General features: G+C 73.7%; 22 protein-coding genes and 1 pseudogene. 8 read left to right on the plus strand and 15 right to left on the minus strand.

The annotated features are described in order from the left end of the window. Positions 1–260 (plus strand): annotated as a pseudogene (locus tag AB0B02_RS29460) (type I glutamate--ammonia ligase); the annotation flags it as partial. A 94-nt stretch (positions 261–354) separates the two neighbouring features. After that, positions 355–1,521: a glutamate--cysteine ligase gene (locus AB0B02_RS29465; protein ID WP_357305847.1), complete on the plus strand. Its 1,167-nt coding sequence runs from the start codon at positions 355–357 to the stop codon at positions 1,519–1,521. Between the two features lie 18 nt (positions 1,522–1,539). Here the strand turns inward: AB0B02_RS29465 and AB0B02_RS29470 are convergent, their stop codons facing one another. Next, on the minus strand, positions 1,540–2,367 hold the full coding sequence (locus tag AB0B02_RS29470) for a PIG-L family deacetylase (RefSeq protein ID WP_281940383.1): 828 nt from the start codon (positions 2,365–2,367) through the stop codon (positions 1,540–1,542). 73 nt (positions 2,368–2,440) lie between these two features. Between AB0B02_RS29470 and AB0B02_RS29475 the strand changes: the two genes are divergently transcribed. Then, positions 2,441–3,157: a hypothetical protein gene (locus AB0B02_RS29475; RefSeq protein WP_281940381.1), complete on the plus strand. Its 717-nt coding sequence runs from the start codon at positions 2,441–2,443 to the stop codon at positions 3,155–3,157. Between the two features lie 30 nt (positions 3,158–3,187). Here AB0B02_RS29475 and AB0B02_RS29480 read toward each other — a convergent pair whose 3' ends face one another. The 6 genes from AB0B02_RS29480 to AB0B02_RS29505 form a co-directional block, all read right to left on the minus strand. After that, a complete protein-coding gene (locus AB0B02_RS29480; protein ID WP_357305852.1) occupies positions 3,188–6,004 on the minus strand; it encodes a glycoside hydrolase N-terminal domain-containing protein in 2,817 nt (938 codons plus the stop codon). Between the two features lie 117 nt (positions 6,005–6,121). Beyond that, positions 6,122–7,159: a nitroreductase gene (locus AB0B02_RS29485; protein ID WP_357305855.1), complete on the minus strand. Its 1,038-nt coding sequence runs from the start codon at positions 7,157–7,159 to the stop codon at positions 6,122–6,124. 1 nt (position 7,160) lies between these two features. Continuing rightward, a complete protein-coding gene (locus AB0B02_RS29490) occupies positions 7,161–8,243 on the minus strand; it encodes a hypothetical protein (protein WP_357305858.1) in 1,083 nt (360 codons plus the stop codon). Further along, positions 8,240–8,680: a DUF4188 domain-containing protein gene (locus tag AB0B02_RS29495; RefSeq protein WP_107155405.1), complete on the minus strand. Its 441-nt coding sequence runs from the start codon at positions 8,678–8,680 to the stop codon at positions 8,240–8,242. Before AB0B02_RS29495 ends, AB0B02_RS29490 begins: the two co-directional genes overlap by 4 nt. A 2-nt stretch (positions 8,681–8,682) precedes the next feature. Continuing rightward, positions 8,683–10,236 (minus strand): phenylacetate--CoA ligase family protein, encoded by a 1,554-nt coding sequence (locus AB0B02_RS29500; protein WP_281940372.1) that lies wholly within the window; start codon positions 10,234–10,236, stop codon positions 8,683–8,685. An 81-nt stretch (positions 10,237–10,317) separates the two neighbouring features. Then, positions 10,318–11,268, minus strand: coding sequence for a hypothetical protein (locus AB0B02_RS29505; protein ID WP_357305862.1), 951 nt, complete (start codon positions 11,266–11,268; stop codon positions 10,318–10,320). A gap of 179 nt (positions 11,269–11,447) precedes the next feature. On the opposite strand from AB0B02_RS29505, the gene AB0B02_RS29510 reads away from it, so the two are divergent. Continuing rightward, positions 11,448–12,674 (plus strand): helix-turn-helix domain-containing protein, encoded by a 1,227-nt coding sequence (locus AB0B02_RS29510; RefSeq protein WP_281940368.1) that lies wholly within the window; start codon positions 11,448–11,450, stop codon positions 12,672–12,674. 3 nt (positions 12,675–12,677) lie between these two features. Here the strand turns inward: AB0B02_RS29510 and AB0B02_RS29515 are convergent, their stop codons facing one another. Further along, complete coding sequence (locus tag AB0B02_RS29515) at positions 12,678–12,908, minus strand: potassium transporter TrkA (protein WP_281940366.1); 231 nt, start codon at positions 12,906–12,908, stop codon at positions 12,678–12,680. Between the two features lie 398 nt (positions 12,909–13,306). On the opposite strand from AB0B02_RS29515, the gene AB0B02_RS29520 reads away from it, so the two are divergent. The 4 genes from AB0B02_RS29520 (at position 13,307) to AB0B02_RS29535 (ending at position 15,438) form a co-directional block, all read left to right on the plus strand. Then, positions 13,307–13,444 (plus strand): hypothetical protein, encoded by a 138-nt coding sequence (locus AB0B02_RS29520; RefSeq protein ID WP_357305867.1) that lies wholly within the window; start codon positions 13,307–13,309, stop codon positions 13,442–13,444. A gap of 111 nt (positions 13,445–13,555) precedes the next feature. Then, positions 13,556–13,870: a TraR/DksA C4-type zinc finger protein gene (locus AB0B02_RS29525; RefSeq protein ID WP_281940362.1), complete on the plus strand. Its 315-nt coding sequence runs from the start codon at positions 13,556–13,558 to the stop codon at positions 13,868–13,870. Positions 13,871–13,970: 100 nt separating this feature from the next. Next, positions 13,971–14,387, plus strand: coding sequence for a hypothetical protein (locus AB0B02_RS29530; RefSeq protein WP_281940360.1), 417 nt, complete (start codon positions 13,971–13,973; stop codon positions 14,385–14,387). Positions 14,388–14,394: 7 nt separating this feature from the next. After that, positions 14,395–15,438, plus strand: a complete 1,044-nt coding sequence (locus AB0B02_RS29535) for a polyprenyl synthetase family protein (protein ID WP_281940358.1) — start codon at positions 14,395–14,397, stop codon at positions 15,436–15,438. A 19-nt stretch (positions 15,439–15,457) separates the two neighbouring features. Here the strand turns inward: AB0B02_RS29535 and AB0B02_RS29540 are convergent, their stop codons facing one another. The 7 genes from AB0B02_RS29540 to AB0B02_RS29570 all read right to left on the minus strand — a co-directional run bounded on the left by AB0B02_RS29540 (position 15,458) and on the right by AB0B02_RS29570 (position 22,103). Then, a complete protein-coding gene (locus tag AB0B02_RS29540; protein ID WP_357305872.1) occupies positions 15,458–15,880 on the minus strand; it encodes a cold shock domain-containing protein in 423 nt (140 codons plus the stop codon). 63 nt (positions 15,881–15,943) lie between these two features. Continuing rightward, a complete protein-coding gene (gene mnhG, locus AB0B02_RS29545) occupies positions 15,944–16,366 on the minus strand; it encodes a monovalent cation/H(+) antiporter subunit G (RefSeq protein WP_281940354.1) in 423 nt (140 codons plus the stop codon). After that, positions 16,363–16,626, minus strand: a complete 264-nt coding sequence (locus AB0B02_RS29550) for a monovalent cation/H+ antiporter complex subunit F (RefSeq protein ID WP_107155397.1) — start codon at positions 16,624–16,626, stop codon at positions 16,363–16,365. Before AB0B02_RS29550 ends, mnhG begins: the two co-directional genes overlap by 4 nt. After that, the gene (locus AB0B02_RS29555; RefSeq protein ID WP_357305876.1) at positions 16,623–17,228 is read right to left on the minus strand and encodes a Na+/H+ antiporter subunit E; all 606 of its coding nucleotides are present in this window, start codon (positions 17,226–17,228) and stop codon (positions 16,623–16,625) included. Before AB0B02_RS29555 ends, AB0B02_RS29550 begins: the two co-directional genes overlap by 4 nt. Continuing rightward, positions 17,225–18,796, minus strand: a complete 1,572-nt coding sequence (locus tag AB0B02_RS29560) for a Na+/H+ antiporter subunit D (protein ID WP_357305879.1) — start codon at positions 18,794–18,796, stop codon at positions 17,225–17,227. The genes AB0B02_RS29555 and AB0B02_RS29560 overlap by 4 nt, the downstream gene beginning before the upstream one ends. After that, positions 18,793–19,257, minus strand: coding sequence for a Na(+)/H(+) antiporter subunit C (locus AB0B02_RS29565; protein WP_281940347.1), 465 nt, complete (start codon positions 19,255–19,257; stop codon positions 18,793–18,795). The genes AB0B02_RS29560 and AB0B02_RS29565 overlap by 4 nt, the downstream gene beginning before the upstream one ends. After that, the gene (locus tag AB0B02_RS29570) at positions 19,254–22,103 is read right to left on the minus strand and encodes a Na+/H+ antiporter subunit A (RefSeq protein ID WP_357305883.1); all 2,850 of its coding nucleotides are present in this window, start codon (positions 22,101–22,103) and stop codon (positions 19,254–19,256) included. Before AB0B02_RS29570 ends, AB0B02_RS29565 begins: the two co-directional genes overlap by 4 nt. Positions 22,104–22,193: the final 90 nt, after the last annotated feature.

The following is a 22,193-nucleotide window of genomic DNA, read 5'->3' on the forward strand; positions in this document are numbered from 1 at the left end:
GCAAGATCGAACCCCCGGCCCCCATCGACAAGGACCTCTACGACCTCCCCCCGGAGGAGTGGGGCGACGTCAAGCAGGTCCCCGGCTCGCTGTCGCACGCGCTGGCCTCGCTGGAGGCCGACCACGACTACCTGCTCGACGGCGGCGTGTTCACCGACGATCTGATCTCCACCTGGATCGACTGGAAGAACGCCAACGAGGTCGACCCGGTGCGCCTGCGGCCCACCCCGCACGAGTTCGCGATGTACTTCGACTGCTGACGCCGTATCCCGTTCGTCACCGACCCCGCGTGCGGAGCCCGCAGGGTCGGTGGAAACGGCATCCGGGAGGCCACCGGCCTCGTACCGTCGAGACATGGCGCAGCCCCGCGACGACCGGCCCGGAACGGCGGTGCGGCCGCGACCGACCGACGCCCCGGCGACCGCCGACCCGCTCACGCTCGGGGTGGAGGAGGAGTTCCTGCTGCTGGACCCGGTGACCGGGGAGAGCATGCCGGTCGCCGACCGGGTCCGCGACGCGCTCTCCGGGATCGCCCGTGCGCAGAGCCGGCAGGAGTTCCGGCACAGCATGGTGGAGATGGTGACCCCGGTCAGCCTCGACCTGACGTCGCTGCGGGAGCACCTCGTCGCGCTGCGTCGGGCCGCCGCCCGGGCCGCCGACGCGGTCGGGGCGCGGCTGGTGGCGGTCGGGGCGACCCCGGTCTGCGAGGGCCACCGCACGGTGCCCGACGAGCCGCGCTACCACGACATGTCCCGCCGGTTCGGGCCGGTCGCCCACGATCCGGCGGTGTGCGGCTGTCACGTCCACGTCGGGGTGCCCGACCGGGAACTCGCCGTCCGGGTCTGCAACCACCTGCGCCCGTGGCTGCCGGTGGTGCAGGCGCTCACCGTGAACTCGCCACTGCACGACGGGCGGGACACCGGACACGCGAGCTGGCGCTCGATGCAGTTGGAACGCTGGCCGAGCATCGGGCCCACGCCGCACTTCGACTCCGCCGCCGACTACGACGCCACCGTGCAGGAGCTGATCACCGCCGGGATCATGCTCGACGCCGCGATGGTCTACTGGTACGCCCGGCCGTCCGCGTCCTACCCGACCGTGGAGATCCGCGTCGGCGACGTCTGCCCCACGGTGGACGACACCGTGCTCGTCGCCGGGCTGGTCCGGGCGCTGGTCGCCACCATGATCGACGAGATCCGCGCGGGCGTCCCCGCGCCGCGGATCCGCGACTGCCTGGTCGCCGCCGCGCACTGGCGGGCCGCCCACGACGGTCTCGACGGGGAGCTGGTGGACCTGCGCACCGGCCGACCCCGGCCGGCCTGGGACCTGGTCGACGAGCTGCTCGCCACCGTCGCGCCCGCGCTGACCCGGCACGGGGACCGGGAGCTGGTCCTGCGGGAGGCGGAGCGGCTCCGGCGGGACGGCACCGGCGCCACCCGGCAACGGCGGGTCATGGCCGACACCGGCGGCGACGTCCGCGCCGTGCTGGAGCGTCTGGCCGCGCAGACCACCGCGGCCTGACCGGTGCCGGCCGTGCCGTCAGCGCAGACCGGCGAACAGGTCGTCCTCCGGCGTCGGCGCGCCGGTGGTGTCGCGGACCCGGACGAACGTCTCCGTCCCCATCAGCTCGACGAACCGCTCCTGCCCGAGGCGCAGGAAGAAGATGTTCTCCGCCTGGCTGGCGTGCGCGGCCAGCGAGGCGAACTTCTGCTCGCCGTGGGCACGGGTGTCCACCCAGGTGGTGATCTCCTCGTCGGGCAGGCCCAGCGGCGGCGTCGAGTCGGTCGCCTCCGGATCCGGGAACTCCACCCCGATCTCCTGCATGACCTTGCCGAACTCCCGGAACGCGCTGCGCGGCACCGTGGTCCAGTAGACCTTCGCCGGGATGCCGGTGCGCTCCACCGCGGCCATCGTGATGCGGTGCGCCTGGATGTGGTCGGGGTGGCCGTAGAAGCCGTTCTCGTCGTAGGTGACCACCACGTCGGGGCGGTAACGCCGGATCAGCTCGGCCAGCCGGTCGGCCGCCTCGGTGACCGGCGTGTTCCAGAACGCGCCGGGCGCGTCGTTGGTCGCCCAACCCATCATCCCGGAGTCGGCGTAGTCGAGCGTCTCCAGGTGGGTGACCTTCAGCGCCTCGCAACTGGCCGCCAGCTCCGCCCGGCGCATCGCCACCACGGCCTGCGGGTCGTGCCCGGCCTCGCCCGGCTTGACGCCGTCGGGGCCGTCGCCGCACCGGCCGTCCGTGCAGGTCACGAGCACTGTGGTGACGCCTTCGGCCGCATAGCGGGCGAGGACGCCGCCGGTGCTCGTCGCTTCGTCGTCGGGGTGCGCGTGCACCGCCATCAGGGTCAGGGATCGCTCAGCCACCCCGTCACCATACGAGCATCCACCGACGCACTAGCATTGCCCGGTCCGCAGACGGCGACGGAAGCGAGGCACGATGGGTTGGCTCCGGCGGTTGCTGGGTGGCGGCGGTGGGGTCGAACTGGACCCCGAACGCCAGCAGACACTGCTGCGGGACGTCCGGCACTCCTACGGCGCGCACGCCCCGATCCGGTTCCCCGAGCAGGTCGACGCGATCGGTCGGCTGCTCGCCGACGACGACGGTCTGGTGGTGGCCGCCGGGATCGTGTGCGAGGCCGCCGAGGAGGCCCACGCCGACCTCCAGTTCCAGGCCCAGGAGGTGTTCCGGCGCACCGGCCGGCGGCTGCTGGTGCACCGCCGCAACTACCGGCCCCTGTGGAAGGAGGCCGGGCAGTGGCTGCGCTGGCCGCTCGCCGCGCTGCCCAGCGGGCTGCACCCGTACGCGCAGGTGGCCGCCGCCGTCACGGTGGTCGGCGGCCGGGCGAAGCGCCTCGACCGGGTGACCGACCCGCAGCCGTTCGTGACCCGCCTGTTCGAGGTGCTCGACCTCACCACCGCCGGCTGGGAGTTCGGCCGGGTACGGGTGGACACCGACAGCGCCACGCTTGTCGAGCGGCTCACCGGCACCGCCGCGCAGGTGCTCGCCACCATGGACGATCCGCCCCGGCTACCGCCGCCGGTCCGCGAGATGATGCGCCGCAACCACAGCATCGACGTGTACGACCCGGCCGCCCCCCGGGTGGTGGGTCGGATCAACCCCGGGGCGCGGCTGCGCGAGACGCTGCTGGCCTGACGCCGCCCACCCCGGGGTGTTCCCGCTCGGTCAGGTGGTCGTGCAGGTGAGGTTCGTCGGCGGGTTGTTGGCACCGGTGACCGTGCCGATGAAGCCGAACGTGGTGGACGCCCCGGCCGCCAGCGCGCCGTTGTAGTCGACGTTGCGCACCGACACGTTCGCGCCGCTCTGGGTGTGGGAGCCGCCCCAGATCTGGCTGATGACCTGCCCGTCGGGGAACGTCCAGGCCACCGTCCAGCCGCGGATCGCGGTCGCGCCGGCGGTCACCGTGACCTCGCCCTGGAAGCCGCCCGACCAGGAGCCCGTCACCGCGTACGTCGCCCGGGCGCCGGACGGCGCGGGAGATCTGGTGGTCGGCGTCGGCGTCGGGCTCGCCGTGGGGGTGGGAGTGGGCGTGACGGTCGGCGTCGGTGCCGGGGTCACGCCCGGTCGCGCCGCCCGGTAGGTGCGGCCGGCCCGGACGGTGAACTGGACGACGTCCGTCTCCGGTCGGGTGGTGGCCGGCGTGCTGTCGTCACCGGCGTCGACGAGGGTGAAGCCGCCGGTGAACAGCCGGGACCGCAGCCGCAGCGTGCCGTCGCGGTCGGCGCGGACGACGATCTCGTCGGGCTGGCCGTTCGACCAGGCCAGCGCGACCGTGTACCCGCCCCGACCGCGCAGGCCCGCGACCTGCCCGGCGGGCCAGGCGCTGGGCAGCGCGGGCAACACGTTCAGCTCGCCGGTGTGACTGTGCAGCAGCATCTCGGCGATGCCGGAGGTGGCGCCGAAGTTGCCGTCGATCTGGAACGGCGGGTGCAGGTCGAACATGTTCGGCGCGAGCCGATCGGTGCGCACCAGGTCACGCAGGAGCTTGTGGGCGCGGGCGCCGTCCTCCAGCCGGGCCCAGAAATTGATCTTCCAGGCGAGCGACCAGCCGGTCCCGTCGTCGCCCCGCAGCTCCAGCGTCCTGCGGGCGGCCTCGTAGAGCGCCGGCGTGCCGCGCTTGGTGATCTGGTTGCTGGGATGCAGCCCGTACAGGTGGGAGACGTGCCGGTGGGTCCGCTCCAGCTCGATCCAGTCGGCGAGCCACTCCTGGACGTTGCCGCGGGAGCCGACGCGGATCGGGGGCAGCCGGTCCTTGGCGGTGCGCACCTGCGACCGGAACGTGGTGTCGACGCCGAGAACCTCACTGGCCCGGGCCGCGGCGTCGAACAGGTCGCGCAGGATCTGGTTGTCCATCGTGGGGCCGGCACAGACGCTCGCGTTCGCGTGGTGCGGCAGCTCCGGCGAGTTCGACGGGTTCGTCACCAGGTAGCCGAGCGTCGGGTGGGCGACCAGGGTGTCCAGGAAGAACTGGGCGGCGCCCTTCAGGGCCGGGTAGTTGGCCTGGAGGAAACCGAGGTCGCCGGTGAACAGGTAGTGGTCCCAGATGAGCGTGCTCAGCCAGGCGCCGCCGGTCTGCCACATGCCCCACAGCGCCCCGTCGACGACCGAGGCGCCCCGCCACGCGTCCGTGTTGTGGTGGGTGACCCAGCCGCCGGCGCCGTACTGCGCCTGGGCGACCCGCGCGCCGGTCACCGTCAGGTCCTTGATCATGTCGAAGACCGGCAGGAAGCACTCGGACAGGTTCGTGGTGTCGGCCGGCCAGTAGTTCATCGGCAGGTTCGCGTTGATCGTGTACTTCGAGTCCCAGGACGGGGCGAGCGAGTCGTTCCAGATGCCCTGGAGGTTCGCCGGTTGGGTGCCCGGACGCGAGGAGGAGATCAGCAGGTACCGCCCGAACTGGAACAGCAGCGCGGCGAACTGCGGATCGTTGGTGCTCGCGTGTTGCGCGATCCGGACGTCGGTCGGCTGGTCGGCCGCGGCCGTCCGGCCCAGGTCGATCGTGACCCGGTTGAACAACGCCTGGTAGTCGGCGAGGTGGCGGCTGCGCAACTGGTCGACCGCCACGCTCCGGGCGGCGCTGAGCCGGTTGCGCGCGATGCCCTGGTAGTCGCCGTTGACGGTGCGGTAGTTGACGTAGCTGGAGCCGATCGAGATCAGCAGCGTCACGCTCGTCGCGCCGGAGACCCGCAGCGTCCCACCGGAGCTGCTGACCGTGCCGCCGGTCACGGCGGCGTTGGCCAGGGCGAGGAACCGCACCGAGCCGGTGACACCCTCCATGCTGCCGGAGATGCCGTCGAGCCCGACGGTGGCGGAGTCCGGGCTCGACACGCTGGTGCGTTGCGGGCTGTCGAAGGTGGCGGAGAAACTGATCGAGTTCGCCCGGTCGGCGGTCAGCCGGACCACGACCACCTGGTCGGGCGCGCTCGCGAACACCTCCCGCTGATGTCGTACGCCGCCCAGCACGTAGCTCGTGGTGACCGTGGCGGTGGTGAGGTCGAGCGTCCGGCGGTACTGCGTCGCCCCACCGGACGAGCCGAACGCGAGCCGGAGATTGCCCACGATCTGGTAGGCGAGCTGACCGCCGGGGGTCCCCATCATGGTCTGGTTGATGAGGTCCTGCGCCGAGGTCCACTGGTCGGCGAAGACGCGCCGCCGGATCTCGGCCAGGTTGGCCGCGCCCCGGGTGTTGGCGGAGTCGTACGGGCCGCCGGCCCAGACCGTGTCCTCGTTGAGCTGGAGCCGTTCGGTGTCGACGTTGCCGAACACCATCGCACCGAGCCGCCCGTTGCCGATCGGCAGCGCGCGGAGCCAGTCGGTACCGGCCTCCTCGTCGTACCACAGCGCCAGATCGTTCGCGGCCAGCACCGCGGGTGGCGCCGCCGAGCCGGCGCGGGCGGCGGCGGTCCAGGCGGCCGGCGCCAGCGCCGCGCCGGCGCCGGCCGCGGAAGCCTTGAGGACGTTCCTTCGGGAAACTTCGGACATGGTCTCTCCCGGTCACACAATCAAGGATGACGGGCAACTGTTAGCGCTAACATCAACGCGCCGCGCCCAACGATGCCCACTGCCACGATGCGCACGCCGGAGCTCCCTTACCGCGCACTACATCAGCCCATATGGACTTTCATGGATGAGACGCCGGTCGTCAAGAAGTGACGAGCAGGTTTTGCGAACGTTGCCATCTCGGATCCGGCGTGCCGAGCGGGGCGCCGCAGCGACCGGTCGCCCCACCCGGGTCACGTGCACGACCCGCTGCGGCGCCACGTCCAGCAGCGCGCCGAGCGTGTCGCGGGTGGCGGCGACGTCGACGAGCTGGCTCAACGGGTGCGCCGCCAGGCCGGCGGCGTGCAGCGTCAGCCACACCCGCATCAGCACCCGGCCGAACTCGACCTGGCCGGGTGCGTCCAGGTCTGGCGGGGCCACCAGCGCGAGCACCGCGCCGCCGCGCGCGAGCGGATCGTCGCCGGCGGCGAGCAGCCGGGCCAGCCCCAGCGGGCGCAGCACCGGATACGCGGCCAGCGCCGCCCGCAGCCCGGTGGCGGCCGGCCGGGACAACCCGAGGCAACGATCGCTCAGCCCGTCGGCCCGGTAGTCCGGCCGCGCCGGGTCCAGCCGCAGCCAACGACGCAGCTCGGCCACCACCGCCGGGTCCGCGTACACCTGCCGGTCGGCGGCGCGCAGCAACGCGCCGAGCCGCCCGGCCCCGGGCACGAGGTGGACCCCGCCGCCGGCCCGCCGCGCCACGGCGTCGACGGCGGCGAGCACGTCGGCGTCCGGGCCGCTGGTGAACCGGCCCCGGTCGGTACGCCGGTCCCAGACCTCCGAGGTACGGAACGGCGTGCGGTACGGCTGCCGCGCCGGACGCAGCCGACCCACCCGGCGGTCGTGCTCGTCGTGGTCGGCGACCCAGTCCAGTCGCAGCCCCGCGTCGGCGGCGACGATCAGGCAGGTCTCCACGAACGCGCCGAGTGACAGCCGCAGGTCCCGCCCGCTCGGGTCGCCGGCCGGCAGCGTGTCGGCCGGGTCCCAGCCGACGGTGATCGCCCAGCGCTCGTAGCGCAGCCGCCACGGCTGGGTGTTGTGCGCGCTCGGCGCGCGCCAGCACAGCGGCTCCAACGCGCGGAACGCGGCGAGGTCCATGTCATCGCTCCTTCGCGTAGAACGTGTAACCGTGCAGCGGGCGGCCACCGAGCCGGCGGTACTGCGCCGCCGAGGCCGGGTTGTCCCGCCCGACGTAGGTGCTGCGCAGCGTGGTGTAGCCGCCGGCGTGCAGGTTGTGGTGCAGGTGCGCGGAGAGCAGCCGCTGGTAGCCGCGCCCCTGGAACTCCGGCAGCACACCCTTGACGATCAGCACCGCCTCGCGGCGGTACCGGCGGCGGGTGGCCAGCAGGCGGAGCTGGTTGACCGGGCCGAGGTCGCCGCGCGTCGCGACCAGGAACGCGCTGATGTCCGGTACGCAGAGCACGAACGCCACCGGCTGCCCGTCCCGGGTCAGGTACAGCAGCAGCGCGGAGTCCAGCAGGTACGCCAGCCCGTCGGTCTGCCGGCGCAACTGCGCGGCGGAGATCGGGGTGTAGTAGCCGAGCTGGGCGAACGAGTCGTTCAGCATGCCGCGCAGCAGGTCGAGCTGCTCGTCGAGGCGCCGCGCGTCGCCCCGGTGCAGTTCCAGCCGCGCGCCGTCCGGCTGCCCGCCCCACGCCGGCGGCGGCCCGACCGGGGCCGGCACCGGGCAGATCCAGGTGTCGGAGACGAACCGGCGGGCGAAGCCGTACGCCTCGTAGGCGGCCGGGTAGCGCGGCGGGTTCCAGGCGCTGTCCACGAAGCCCCGGTCGTCGAACCCGGACGTGATCACGCCGCCGGCCTGGTTGGGCAGCAGCGCCACCGGGCCGAACAGCAGGTCCCGGTCGGCGCCGGCGTGCGCGGTGACGGCGTCGAACAGCGGCCCGGCGGCCGGCGCGGTGAACTCGGTGAGCCCGAACAACTGGCACCGGCGGCCCAGCTTCGCGTCCAGGTCCGCGTCGGTGTGCAGCGTGGTCCGCCCGACCACCGCGCCGTCGGCGTCGCGCAGTACGTACAGCGGCACGCCGTCGGCCCACCAGCGGCGGATCTGCTGCCGGGGCGTCGGCACGTACCGTGGCTGGTCCGCGTACAGCCGGTCGGTGAGCGCGAGGAACTCGGCCAGGCCGCGCCGGCCGGTGACCCGCTCGAACCGGTGGCCGCTCACCGGCGTACCGCCGGTCCGGTGGTCTCCGCACCCAGCGGGGTGAACGTGTCGATGTGGCCCATCGCGCCGTCCTCGGCCCGCCACGCGCCGTTGGAGTAGCCGTCCGGCGAGGCCGTGTAGAGCCGGATGAACCCGGCGGTCGCGTTGCGCCCGCCGTCGGTCAGCCAGGCCATCAGTTTGCGGTGGTGCCGGGTACGCGCGAAGCGCAGCATCGCGTCCCGGTCGGTGAAGAACGCGATCGTCCCCAACGTCAGTGGGAACTGCCAGTAGACGGTATGCCAGCAGTAGCCGGACATCCTGCGCATGTCGCGCACCATCCGGAACCAGTCGGGGGCCAGCCGCAGCAGCACCAGCGGGCTCGCGTAGCGGGTGCCGCCGATGAACATCGCGCCGGCACGGGCCTGCGCCGGGGCGCGGGAGAAGTCTCGGGTACGCATGGTCACTTCACCACCAGGTAGGCGTTCTTGATCTTCTGCGGGCCGGCGAACGGGCCGGTTCCCGGTTCGTGCAGCTCGACCCGCAGGTCACCGGCGGACGGGTCCTCCAGCAGGGACTGGGCGAAGTCGCGCGACACCGAGGTGAGGTGCCGGCGTACCCCGTCGCGGCAGGCGGTGGCGAGCGCCGCGCGGTCGGCGGGCGCCAGCGGGCCGCGCAGCTCGACGTGGATCACCGGCCGGGTCTCCAGCGTCGCGTCCTCGACCAGCGCCAGGCAGAACCGGCTGATCGCGGCGGCGTGCGGGTTTCCGGTGTAGAGGCCGTACTCGACGTCCTGCGGGTAGAGGTTCGCGCCCAGGTAGGAGATCGTGGAGTCGCGCCGGCCGAACAGCAGCAGCAGCGGCAGCGTCATCCGTTCCTCGGCCGTCGCGGCGCGGAACTCGGCCGCGCGCACCGGGTCGGCCGCGGCCAGTTCGGCGATCCTGCGGTACGGCACCAGCAGCGCCTCGTCGCCGACGTTGTAGCGCAGCCGGGGCTGGAGCACGTCCGGCCCGGCCACCGTGCAGACCAGCTCCCGCCGCTCGTTGGTCTCCAGGTAGGTCGCGAACGGGTTGTACTGGAACACCATCGGCAGCCGCTGCTCGCCGTCGCCGAGCAGGTCCGCGCGCAGCCCCGGGTCGGTCCGCAGCCGGCGCCGCAGCCACACCGTGAACCGGGTCTCCGCGCCGATGCCGATGGTCAGGTCCGACGCCCCGTACGCCGAACGCACCCGCACGAACCGCTGCTCCAGGTAGTCCCGCAGCGCCTCGGTCATCCCCTCCCCGCCGCAGCTACCGAAGATCCGGTACCGCGACCAGGGGAAGTCCTCGGCGTCCAGCCGGTCCCGCAGGTGCTTGAGGAACGGCGGGTACGCGGTGACCAGGTAGTCGTGCCCCGGGCCGAACTCGCGCAACGTGTCGATGATCTTGCCGAGGTCCGGTCCGGTGTTCTTCACCACCGCGATCCGGGCCATCGCCGCGCCGGTCGTGGTGCCGGTCGCCCAGGCCCCCATCGAGTACGCGTTGATCACGAACGGCCGGCGCATCGGGAACACCAGCCCGGTGTAGCCGGCGATGTCCCGGTGCACCGCCCGCAGCTCCCGCTCGCCGCGCGGCCAGTTGAACGGCCGCCCCGACGACCCGGCCGACTCGTCGACCACCACGCCCCGCTCCGGCAGGCGCCCCCGCCGGCACCGGGCAGCGGCGTCGTGGCCCACCACGTACCCGAGCTTGTCGGTCTCCGGGAAGTCCCGCAGCCGACGGCGGACGCCCGCCGGACGGGCCCGCAGGAACTCGCGGTAGGCCGGCACCCGCCGGGCCGCACGCACGCACGCCGCACGCGCGTTCGCCTCGGCCAGCCGGTCGAGCGCCGGGTGGTGCCGCCGGGCCAGCCACCGCCACCCGGCCGGGTGCCGGCCGACCAGCCGGACCAGCGTGGCCACCGCACGGCCGGCGGCCTCCCCCAGCACGGGCGTCTCGACGGTACGCAGGGCGGCGGGTCGGTGCAGTGTCTCGGCCATGACAAGGATCCTGCCGACGCCGACGCGCCGACACCTGAGCCACCGGACGGGAGTTGTGCTGAGTACGCGTACCCAGCGGCGCTACGGAGTCAGCAACGCGCCGTCGTCGACCGCGCGCGGCATCCGCCGCGCCACACCGGCGAGCAGATCCGCGACCTGCACGCGCGGGTCGTCCCGGGAGTCGGTCATCACCAGGCCGGCCAGCGGCGACTCCCCCGCCGGCAGTCCGGCGCGCTCGGCCAGCGCCCGCTGGAGGCGGCGCAGCCGGTCGGCGGTGAGCGCGCTCTGCTCGTCGTGGGTCACCAGCACCCGCCGCCGCCCCACGCTCCAGAACAGCACGGTCTCGGCCAGCGCCGGCAGCAACGGCTCCAACGGAGGCGGAACCGTCCGGTCCTCGGCGTAGAGCCGGGCCTGGACAGCGGCCACCCGGCTCCGGTCCAGCGCGGTGAGCACGGCGTCGGTCGGCGCGTGCCGCAGCAGCGCGTCCCGGGCCGCGAAGAAGCGGTCCACGCTGCCGTCGTCCGCCCGGTCCCGCCGTTTGGTCCGCAGCATGTCGACGAACGCCGCCAGGAAGGCGTCCCAGTCGGGGCCGGCCGCACGCCCGGCCCGGTGCAGCGCGCGGGCGTCGGCCCGGCGTTCCCCGGCCAGGCGGGTGCCGGCGGCGTAGGACGGTTCGGTCAGCAGCAGGTCAGCGACTCGGGTGGCCAGGAAGAGGTGCTTGTCGACGAGCTGGACGTGTGCGCGCCCGCGCAGCGCGGCCAGGAACCAGTCCACCGCCGGCGCGGCTCCCGGCTGACGGAGGAACTGGCGGGACTTGACCTCGTCCGGCGAGAACCGGAACCCGGACCGCAGGGACGCGAGCAGCGCGGTCGCCTCCTCGGCCCGCAGGTCGACGCTCGCGTGGGCGATCAGCGGAGTGGCCGGGTCGAGCAGGTTCGTGCCGGAGAACCCCGATTCGTCGCAGGCGATCTCCACCATGCCGTCGACCGGCCCACCCGTCGGCGGCAACCCACCCTGCAACGGCAGCCTCATGCCGACCATGGTCGCCGACCCGTTCCGGTCCGGCCAACGGATTGCGTCCGCCGGCCGCCGACGCGCCGGGGTGCGGCGTCGAACCGGGCCGGCCGGCCGGACCTGGCCGGGAGCGGGCCGGGTCGGGGCCTAACCTTGGGGCACCGGGCCGATGGCCGGCCCCGCACTGGGAGACCGCGATGACCGAGGGTGGCCGCCGGCCGGGACCGGCCGGGACCGGCGACGACGGGTGGCTGACGAGCGTGGCCCGCGAGGCGAGCGCCGACGCCGCCGGCGTACCGGTGGAGCTGCTCGGCGACTATCTGCCGCTCCTGCGGGACGCGGCGGTCACCGGCCGCCGGCCGCGCCGGGGCGAACTCGACGCGGTGGGCGCCCTCGGCCGGCGCGCCGCCGAGCAGGGCGTGTCGGCCGGCCGGGTGGTGCAGCTCTACCTGTCCGCGGCGCGCCGGCTCTGGCAGCAGCTTCCGCACCTGGACCGGTCCACCGACAGCGAGACGGTACGCGCCACCGCGGAGGCGGTCCTGCACGTGGTGGACGCCGCCGTCGCCACCCTGGCCGAGGGCTACGCGGCGGCCCGCCGGGACCTGGTCCGCCGTGAGGAGTCGCTGCGCCGGGAACTCGTCGACGACCTGCTGCGGGGTGACTCCGACCTCGGCGGCCTGGTGGAGCGGGCCGAGCCGTTCGGGCTGGACCTCGCCCGGGTGCACCAGGTCGCGCTCGCCGCACCGGGCCGGCGGCTACCGGACACCGGGGCGGCGATCAGCACGCTCGAACGGGTCATTTTCGACCGGCTCGGCGACCGGGACGTGCTGGTGGCCACGAAGGAAGGGCTGCTGGTGGTGATCGCGCCGGCCGACGCGGTGTCGCCCGGGCGCGGGCCCGCCGGCGGTGAGCCGCCCGGGGAACTGGGCCGGCTGATGCACGGCGAGTTGGACCGGCTGGTGCGGGGCCGCCCGTGGCAGGTGGCCGTGGGCCGGCCGCATCCGGGTCTCTACGGCATCGCCCGCTCCTACGAGGAAGCCCGGGAGGCGTTGACGACGGCCCGGCGGCTACGCGCCGAGACACCGGTGATCGACGCCCACGACCTGCTCATCTACCGCGTCCTGCTGCGGGACCAGCCGGCGATGGTGGACCTCGTCCGGGCCGTGCTCACCCCGCTCGGCCAGGCCCGGGGCGGCGCCGGTCCGCTGCTGGACACGTTGACCGAGTACTTCGCCTGCGGTGAGGTCGCCACCGAGGCGGCCGGCCGCCTGCACGTGTCCGTACGCACCGTCACCTACCGGCTCAGTCGGGTGCGCGCGCTGAGCGGCTACGACCCCGCCGACCCCCGGGACCGGTTCACCCTGCACGCCGCCGTGCTCGGGGCGCGGGCGCTGGACTGGCCCCGCCGGCCGCTGCCCGCGTAGGCGTCAGGCCGGCACGAGCGCCAGCTCCGGGAACCCGAGCAGGTTCGCCAGGGCCGTCGCCTCGTCGCGGGTGAGGGCCAGGTTGACCGTGCCGTCGGGGTCGGTCGGGTCGTCGTGCACGACGTCCCGCCGACCACCGAGCCGATGGACGACGACGCCGATCCGACGACCCTGTTCGGTGGTGATGGTGTGTCGGACCCCGATGCCGGGCAGGACGGTGCGTTCGATGATCACGAGAATTCCCCAGGGACGGCGGCCGGGCCGCCCGGGAGCGGGCGGACGCTACGGCGACGCGGTGGACGGGCGGGCGTGGACCGTGCTGGTGGGCGGCGCCCGGTCGGCCGACCGGGCAGGCACGCAATTGCCGTGGTGGCGCTGGTCGATGCCCATGCGTCAACCGTAGCGTCCGCCGTCGCCGGCCCCGGTGTCGCTCCGATCGCCGCCCGAAGCCGGCGAAAGCGGTGTGGAGCAGCGCGATCGGCGCTGGACGCGGCGGCCCGGACGCCCGCACCTCTCCGGCCACCGGCAACCAGGCAGCCACATGTTGGCCGGCCGCTGGCAGTGCCGGTCCCTGCCACGCCGACGACGATGGAGATCCGACCCGGTGGCCGAGCAGCGAGGAGGCGGTGATCATGAGCGGCACGTCGACGGCTCCGCCGCCCGTGCTCGCCGGTGTCGCGCTGCCGCGCCGGCCCGAGCCGGCGGTGCGCACCGGTCCGGCCGGCGACGGTCGCGTCCGGCCCGTCCCGGACGGCCCTCGCCGCCGCTGAGGCGACGCCGACGCGACGTCGTCACGCGCGCCCCCCGACCCTGGCCCCGCCGCACCCGCCCCGATGCCCGGGCGGCCGGGCCGTCATCATTCCCGAAAGGACCATCCGGCCATGACGCACACCCTCGACGACCGCACCCGAACGCTGCGCGAACTGCTCGAGCGGCAGTCCGCGGAGTACACCGCCCAGCTCGGGGAGCTGACCGGGCAGCACCGCCAGCCCGAGCACGGCGGCCACGACCCGGACACCCTGCGCCGACTGATCGAGGCCGCCGAGCAGGGCGCCGCGGACACCGCCCGGGCGCTGACGCGGATGGCCGAGGGCAGGTACGGCGTCTGTGAGCGCTGCGGCCAGGACATCCCGACGGCCCGCCTGGAGATCCGGCCCGCGGCCCGCTTCTGCGTACCGTGCCAGCGGCCCCGCTGACCCGGCTCACGGCGGCAGCGGCCCTCGGCCCCCGGCCACGCTGAGTCACCATGGCGACACTCCTCTGGCGTGCCATCAGCGGTCCGGTGACACTTCGGCCATGACAGACGCCCAGCGTGAGCGCACCGACGAGCGCTTCGAGAAGGTGGCCGAGGAGACCTCGGAGACCGTGACCCACGCGGCCACGGTGCTGGAGGAGGAACTCGCGGCGGGGCTGGCCGGCGCCCGACGGCTCGAGGAGAAGCTGACCGAGAGCCGCCGGGTCGACCCGGAGGCGTTCGACGAACTCGTCGCGCGGGTCCGCACCGACGGGCACGCGCTGATCGACACCGTGGTCGGGCAACTGAAGATGGCCGACGACCAACGCGGCGAGGTGATCCGCCGGTACACCTCGGACGCGCACGACGCGCTCGACACCGTACTCAATCTCGCGCGGCTGGCGCCCGACGTGGCCAACGGGCTCGCGGACCGGCTGTCGTCGCCGGGTCCGGCCGGTCCGACCCGGACGGACCGGTAGCGGCGCGGTGGCGCCGACCACCGGGGTGGCCGGCGGGCACGTGGACCGCATGCTGGCGCGCTACCGCGGGCTCGCCCTCGACGCGCTGCTCGACGACCTGCCCGACGGCGGGCCGCGGTACCTCTACGACCTGGTCGCGGAGTATCCCCGGCGCTGGGGCAAGGGACTGCGCGCCGCGCTGTGCCTGGCGACCTGCCGGGCGTTCGGCGGCGCCGAGCCGGTGGGGCTCAACGCCGCGGTGACCGTGGAGCTGTTCCACAACGCGTTCCTGATCCACGACGACATCCAGGACGCCAGCGAGCAGCGACGCGGCGGGCCGACCCTGCACGCCGAGTACGGGGTCGGCGTGGCGCTCAACGTCGGCAACATGACGAACCTGCTGGCGTTGCGGCGGCTCGCCGCGAACCGGGCGGCGCTCGGCTCGGGGATCGCGTGGCGACTGTTCACCGAGACCGAGCTGATGCTGCGCCACTCGCTGGAGGGGCAGGCCATCGAGGTCGGCTGGATCCGCGACAACGTGTGCGACCTGGACGCCGACGACTACTACCGGATGTGTCTGAAGAAGACGTCCTGGTACACCTGCATCTATCCGTGCCGTGCCGGCGTCCTGGTCGCCACCGGGCGGGAGAACGCGGTCGACGTCCTGGACCGGTACGGCTGGTACCTGGGCGCCGCGTTCCAGATCCAGGACGACGCGCTCAACCTCACCGGCGACTACGCCCGGTACGGCAAGGAGATCGCCGGCGACCTGTGGGAGGGCAAGCGGACGCTCATCCTCATCGACTTCCTGCGGCGGTGCACGCCCGACGAACGCGAGCGGGCCCTGCGCTTCCTGGGCCGGACCCGGGCGGCGCGCACCGCGTCGGAGGTGCGCTGGCTGCACGGGCGGCTGCTCGCGTACGACTGCGTGGAGGCGGCCCGGCGCAGCGCCCGGGAACTGGCCGCGGCGGCCCGACGCGAGGGAGAACGGGCCCTCGGCGCCGCTGCCGACACCGAGGACGGTCGTTTCCTGCTCGACCTGACCGCCTACGTCGTGGAGCGCAACCGCTGACCGGCGGGCACCGGGGCGGTCAGTCCTCCACCCAGCCGTGCTGACGCCCCAGCGCGATCAGCGCGCGCCGGGCCTGGACGATCTGCCCGCCGGTCATGGTGGGCGCGTTCGCCAGCAGCAGCTCGGTGACCGACGCCTCGAACTGGCCGACCGTCAGGACGTCGAACTCGTCGTCCTCCATCGGCGCCGCCCCGGCGCCGGCCGGCACGGCGGATGTCGCGCCGTGCAGCGACACCGGCGGCTGGTCCAGTGTCACCCGCGCGACCTTCAGACCCCGCTCGGACTGCACGACCTCGTAGCTCACCTTCATGCCGACCGCCACGGAATGCCGCTGGTCGCCGAAGTCGTTCGCGTGCACGAAGACGTCGTCACCGCCGCGCACCGGCGCGATGAACCCGTAACCCCGAACGTCGTCGAACCGGACGATAGTGCCCTTTTCCATACCCACCAACCCCGCCACCCGAACCAACCAACAAAACCACGGGTCAGGATAGCGGAGAAACGGTCAGGCCGGGGGCCGCGCGTCGCGCCCGGGCGCGCCGACCGTCGACGGGGTCTCCGCCGCCCCGGCCCGGCTCGCGCGGACCCGGTCCAGCCGACCGGCCAGCTCGTCGGTGAGCAGCAGGTCCCGCCGGATGTCGTCGTGCGGGTAGGCGGCCCGCCCGACCATGTGCGCCGCGACCGGGGCGGTGGCGAGCTGGAACATGCCCACCAGCACCAGCGTGGTGATGTCCACGCCGGTCCGCAGCCGCAACGCGCACCCGAGCAGCACCAGCAGCAGCCCCAACACCTGCGGCTTGGCCGCGGCGTGCATCCGGGACAGCACGTCCGGGAAACGGACCAGGGCGATGCCGGCGGCGAGGCTGAGCAGGGCACCCGCGATCAGGCAGACGCCGGCTGCGGTGTCGAGGAGGGCGTCGACGGTCACTTGGGATCTTTCCGGGCCGCGAACCGCGCGACACTGACCGAGCCGACGAAGCCGACGACGGCGAGGACCACCAGCACCGGCAGCGCGGTGGCGTCCCGGCTGTAGGCGGCCTCGGTGGCGATGGCGGCGACCGCGACGGCGAGCAGCACGTCGGTGGCGACGGCCCGGTCCAGGATCGACGGTCCACGGATGATGCGGAGCAGGGTCAGTCCACCGGCCACGGTGAGCAGCACGGTGACGATCACGGCCACGACTGTCACGTCGGTGCCCCTTCCAGGTCGACCGGCTCGGGCTGGCCGGTGGGATCGGGGTCGCGGAGCCGGCGCAGTTCCCCGGCCGAGCCGACGGCGGCGACGATACGTTCCTCCAGCTCCCGCACACCGCGCCGGAACCGTTCCACCTCGTCAAGTGTCCGGACACCGATGACGTGCACGTAGAGCGTGCCGGTCCCCCGGTCGGCCTCCAGGATGAGGCTGCCGGGCACCAGGGACAGCGCCTCGGCGGTGAGCGTCAGGTTGAGGTCGGTGTTCACCCGCAGCCGCACCGCGATGATCGCCCCGCGCGGGGTGTGCCCGAACCGGATCGCGAGCCAGGCCACCTGCGCGGACGCGACCACCAGGTCCCACAGGAAACGGGCCAGGAAGCGGGCCAGCGGCACCGGCCGGATCCGCCCGGCGAACGTCACCGGCGGCAGCGGGAAGACCACCAGCAGCACGGCCGCGACCGCCAGGCCGCTGATCACGTTCGCCCAGGTGAACGTGCCCCACAGCAGCACCCAGACGGTGACCAGGCCGGTCACCGCGACGGCCCGGTTGCGCCACCGCACGTGGCGGGTCAGCGGCGCACGCGGATGAGTGGTCACGGCGCACCGTCCGGGAAGACGGCCTCGACGTAGGGGGCACGCCGCAGCAGGTCGTCGGCGGCGTCGGTGCTGATGTCGAAGAGCGGCCCGGCCACCACCGTCAGCCCGAGACCGAGCACCACCAGCGCGGCGGTGGAGGCGGTCATCAGCCGGGGCAGCACGGCGCCGGCCGGCGACGGGTCGCCGTGCGGCTGCTCGGCGCCGTCGGTGCGGGCCGCCCGGGTGGTGTCGTCGGGGACCGGCATGGCCGGGTGCGGGTCCCGCCAGAACGCGAGGTTCCACACCCGGGCGATCGCGTAGAGCGTGAGCAGGCTGGTGAGCAGCCCGCCGGCGACCAGCGCCCAGGCCAGCACGCCGCCGTCGGACACGCCGGCCTGCACCAGGCCGACCTTGCCGAGGAACCCGGAGAACGGCGGTATGCCGGCCAGGTTGAGCGCGGGCACGAAGAAGAGCACCGCCAGCAACGGCGACAGCCGGGCCAGCCCGCCGAGCCGGTCCAGCGCGGTGCTGCCGCCGCGTCGTTCGACCAGACCGGCGGCGAGGAACAGGGTGGTCTGGATGGTGATGTGGTGCACCACGTAGAAGATCGCGGCGGACAGCCCGAGCGCGGTGGTCAGGCCGACCCCGAACAGCATGTAGCCGATGTGGCTGACCAGTGTGAACGACAGCAGCCGTTTGATGTCCGACTGCGCCACCGCGCCGAGGATGCCGACCACCATGGTCAGCGCCGCGATCACCAGCAGCAGGTCGGCGGTGCGGCCACCGGGGAACAGCAGCGTCTCGGTCCGGATGATCGCGTACACGCCGACCTTGGTGAGCAGGCCGGCGAAGACCGCGGTGACCGGCGCCGGCGCGGTGGGATAGCTGTCCGGCAGCCAGGCCGAGAGCGGGAACACGGCGGCCTTGATGCCGAACGCCAGCAGCAGCATGCCCTGAAGGACCAGCCGCAGGTCGTCCGGCAGCGCGTCCAGCCGGTCGACGAGCTGGGCCAGGTTGAGCGTGCCGGTGGCGGCGTAGATCAGGCCGATCGCGACCAGGAAGATGAGCGACGACAGCAGGCTGACCACGACGTACGTGGTGCCGGCGCGGATCCGGTTCTCCGTGCTGCCGAGCGTCAGCAGCACGTAGCTCGCCACCAGCAGGATCTCGAAGCCGACGTAGAGGTTGAACAGGTCACCGGAGAGGAACGCGTTGCACACGCCGGCGGTCAGCACCAGATAGGTCGGGTGGTAGACCGACAGCGGTGTCTCCTCGTTGCCGTCGGCCAGGCCCTGCCCGATGGAGTAGACGAGCACGCACAGCGTGACCGCGGCGGAGACCACCAGCATCAGCGCGGCGAGTTGGTCGGCGACCAGCACGATGCCCAGCGGCGCGACCCAGCCGCCCACCTCGACCACCAGCGGACCGTCGACTGTGGCGCGGACCAGCAGCAGCGCCGCGACCGCCACGGTGGCGGCGAGGACGGTGATGCTGACCCACCGCTGGGCGCGGGCCCGGCCGACGAGCAGCAGCGTCAGGGCGGCGCCGAACAGCGGCATCACCACCGGCAACGGCACGAGCCAGCTCATCGGGTCCGCCCCGGCCCACCGGCGGCCACCCGCCGGTCGTCGTCCGCCCCGGCGGTCGGTACCCGGTCGGTGGTCTCCGGGTCGGCGGTGCCCGGCCCCTCGTCCCGCTCCGCCAGCTCCATGATGCGCTGGTCCTCGACGTCGTCCTGCACCTCGTCGTGCCCGTTGAGGTGCCAACTGCGGTACGCCAGGGCGAGCAGGAACGCGGTCATGCCCAGCGTGATGACGATGGCGGTCAGCACCATCGCCTGCGGGAGCGGGTCGGACATCTCCTCCTCGGCGGTGGTGCCGACGATCGGCGGGCCGCCGGCCCGGCCACCGGTGAGCAGCAGCAGGTTCGCGCCGTTGCCGAGCAGGATGACCCCCATCAGCACCCGGGTGAGGCTGCGTTCCAGCAGCAGCGTGACGCCGGTGGCGAACAGGACGCCGACCACCACGACGTAGACCAGGTTGGGGCTCACACCAACTCCTCTTCCCGTGCCTCGGTCGGGGCGGTCTCCCCCTGGTCGGTCTCCCCCTGGTCGGCCTCCTCCTGGCGGTCCATCTCCGCGCCCAGGCTGCGCAGGATGTCCAGCACCAGGCCGACCACGATGAGGTAGACGCCGACGTCGAAGAAGACCGACGTGACGAAGTGGACGTGACCCAGCACCGGAAGGTGGAGGTCGAGCGCCGCGCTCTGCAGGAAGTCGCCGCCCAGCGGCATCGCGGCCAGCCCGGTGCCGACGGCGACGAACAGGCCCGCGCCGAGCACCCGGCCGGCGTCCACCGGCGCCGCGCCGTTGAGTTCGGTACGCCCGCCCGCCAGGTAGCGCACGGCCAGGCCGAGTCCGGCGACCAGTCCGGCGGCGAACCCGCCACCGGGCTGGTTGTGGCCGGAGAAGAGCAGGTAGATCGAGAAGAGCAGGATGGCGTGGAACAGCACCCGGGTGACGACCTGGAGGATCACCGACTGCGCGCGGGTGGTGGCGCCGCCGGTCAGCCAGCGCGGGCGCGCCGAGCTCTGCCGGCCGACGCCGGGAATGCCGCTGCGCAGGTCCAGGGCGCGGGACCGACGGAAGATCAGGCTGGCCACGCCGGTCGCGGCCACCACCAGCACGGCGATCTCGCCCATCGTGTCCCAGGCCCGGATGTCGACGAGCGTCACGTTGACCACGTTCTTGCCGCCGCCGTAGGAGACCGCCTCCTCGGGGAACCCGACCGAGATCGGCGTCGCCACCCGCGCCCCGGCCGCGACGTACGCCATGCCGGCGGTGACCACGCCCACGGCCACGCCGAGCGCGACGCGCACCCGCCGGCTGGACCGGATCGGGCGGGCGGAGAACTTCGTCGGCAGCCGGCGCAGCACGAGCACGAACATCACGATCGTGACGGTCTCCACCAGGAACTGGGTCAGCGCCAGGTCGGGCGCGCCGTGCAGGATGAACAGCAGCGCCGTGCCGTAGCCGGTCACCCCGACGAGGATCATCGCGGTCAACCGGCGTCGGGCGCGCGCGGCGGCCACGGCGGCGACCACCACGGCGGCTCCGGCGGCGGCCTGCAACGGGGTGTCCCAGAGCTGGTAGCGCTCGGGCCACGGCACGCCGACCAGCAACGCGCCGCCGGGCAGCACGACCAGCACCAGCAGGATGACGCCGAGGTAGAACGGCAGCGATCCGCGCTGGGTGGCGCCGGTGAGTTCCACCGCCGCGCGGTCCACGGCGCCGGCCAGCCGGTCGTAGCCGGTGGCGCCGTCGAAGGGCAGCCGCGGCAGGTGCGGTCGGCGTCGGTGCAGCAGCAGGAACAACACGACGCCGGCGGCGACGGCCAGCGCCGACAGGCCGAGCGCCGGGGTCGGCCCGTGCCAGAGCGCGAGGTGGTAGCCCGCGTCGGCGCCGGGATACTGGTCCGCGTACGGGGCGAGCACCCGGTCCACGGCCGGGGCGAGGACGCCGACCGCGAGGCCGGCGACGGCCAGCACCACCGCGGGCGCCAGGAACGCCCGGTCGACCGGCTCGGGCCGGGTGGCCGGCACGTCGGGTTTGGCGGCGAACGCGCCCCAGAGGAAGCGCGCCGTGTAGGCGACGGTCAGTGCCGAGCCGGTCACCAGCCCGGCGAGCACCACCAGCTCGACGGCGCCGCCGTGCCGGAACGCCTCCAGCGCGGCCTCCTTGGCGACGAACCCGGCCAGCGGCGGCAGGCCGGCCATCGAGGCCGCCGCGAGTCCGGCCACCACCGCCAGCGCCGGCGCCCGCCGGCCCAGGCCGCTGAGCTCACGCAGGTCCCGGGTGCCGGCGACGTGGTCGACGACGCCGACGACCAGGAACAGGGTCGCTTTGAACAGCGCGTGGGCCAGCACCATCGCGGCGCCGGCCAGCGCGGTGTCCCGGGTGCCGGCGCCGAGGATCACCATCAGTAGGCCGAGCTGGCTGACCGTGCCGTACGCCAGCAGCAGCTTCAGGTCGACCTGCCGCAGCGCCGTCCAGCCGCCGAGGAACATGGTGACCAGGCCGCCGGCCAGCAGGACGCCGCGCCACGCGGTGGCCTGGCCCACCGCCGGGCCCATCAGCGCGACCAGGAACACCCCGGCCTTCACCATGGCGGCCGCGTGCAGGTAGGCGCTGACCGGGGTCGGCGCGGCCATCGCCCGCGGCAGCCAGAAGCTGAACGGGAAGATCGCCGACTTGCTGGTCACCCCGAGCAGGACGAGCACCAGCGCGACGGTCAGGTAGCCGCCGTCCGGCAGGTCCTGCGAGATCTCCGACCACCGGTACGAGCCGGCGTGCTCGCCGAGCATCACGAAGCCGGCGAGCATCGCCAGGCCACCCAGCGTGGTCACCAGCAGCGCCTGCATGGCGGCGTGCCGGCTGGCCCGTCGGGTCGGGTCGCTGCCGATCAGCAGGTACGAGAAGACGGTGGTGAGTTCCCAGAACACGTAGAGCAGCAGCAGGTCGTCGGAGACCACCAGGCCCAGCATCGCGCCGGCGAACGCGACGAACACCGCGGCGAAGCGGCCGAGGCCGGGATCGTCGGAGCGGAAGTAGCGGGCGCTGTACGCGAGCACGAGCGCACCGACGCCGCCGACCAGCAGCACCATCAGCCAGGACAGCGTGCCCATCCGCAGCGCGAGGTCCAGGCCGAGTTGCGGCACCCAGGTCACCGTCTCGACCTCGGGCGTGCCCGAGCGGACCGAGTCGGTGCGGGTCAGGGCCCAGGTCAGCGCCGCGGCCGGGACTGCGGCCAGCAGGTAGAGCGCCCGACGGCCCCAGATGCGTACCAGCGCCGGGGCGGTCACGGCTGCGAGCGCATGGACCGCCACCAGAACCAGCACACAGCCCCCTCAAGATCGACACCCGGTTAGTCAACCCTAACCGGGCTTGGCGCGATCGACCACGTGTGGTTCCGTGCCTCCACTCGAGGG

It is taken from the genome of Micromonospora sp. NPDC049240 (assembly GCF_040647835.1).
Taxonomy (GTDB): domain Bacteria; phylum Actinomycetota; class Actinomycetes; order Mycobacteriales; family Micromonosporaceae; genus Micromonospora.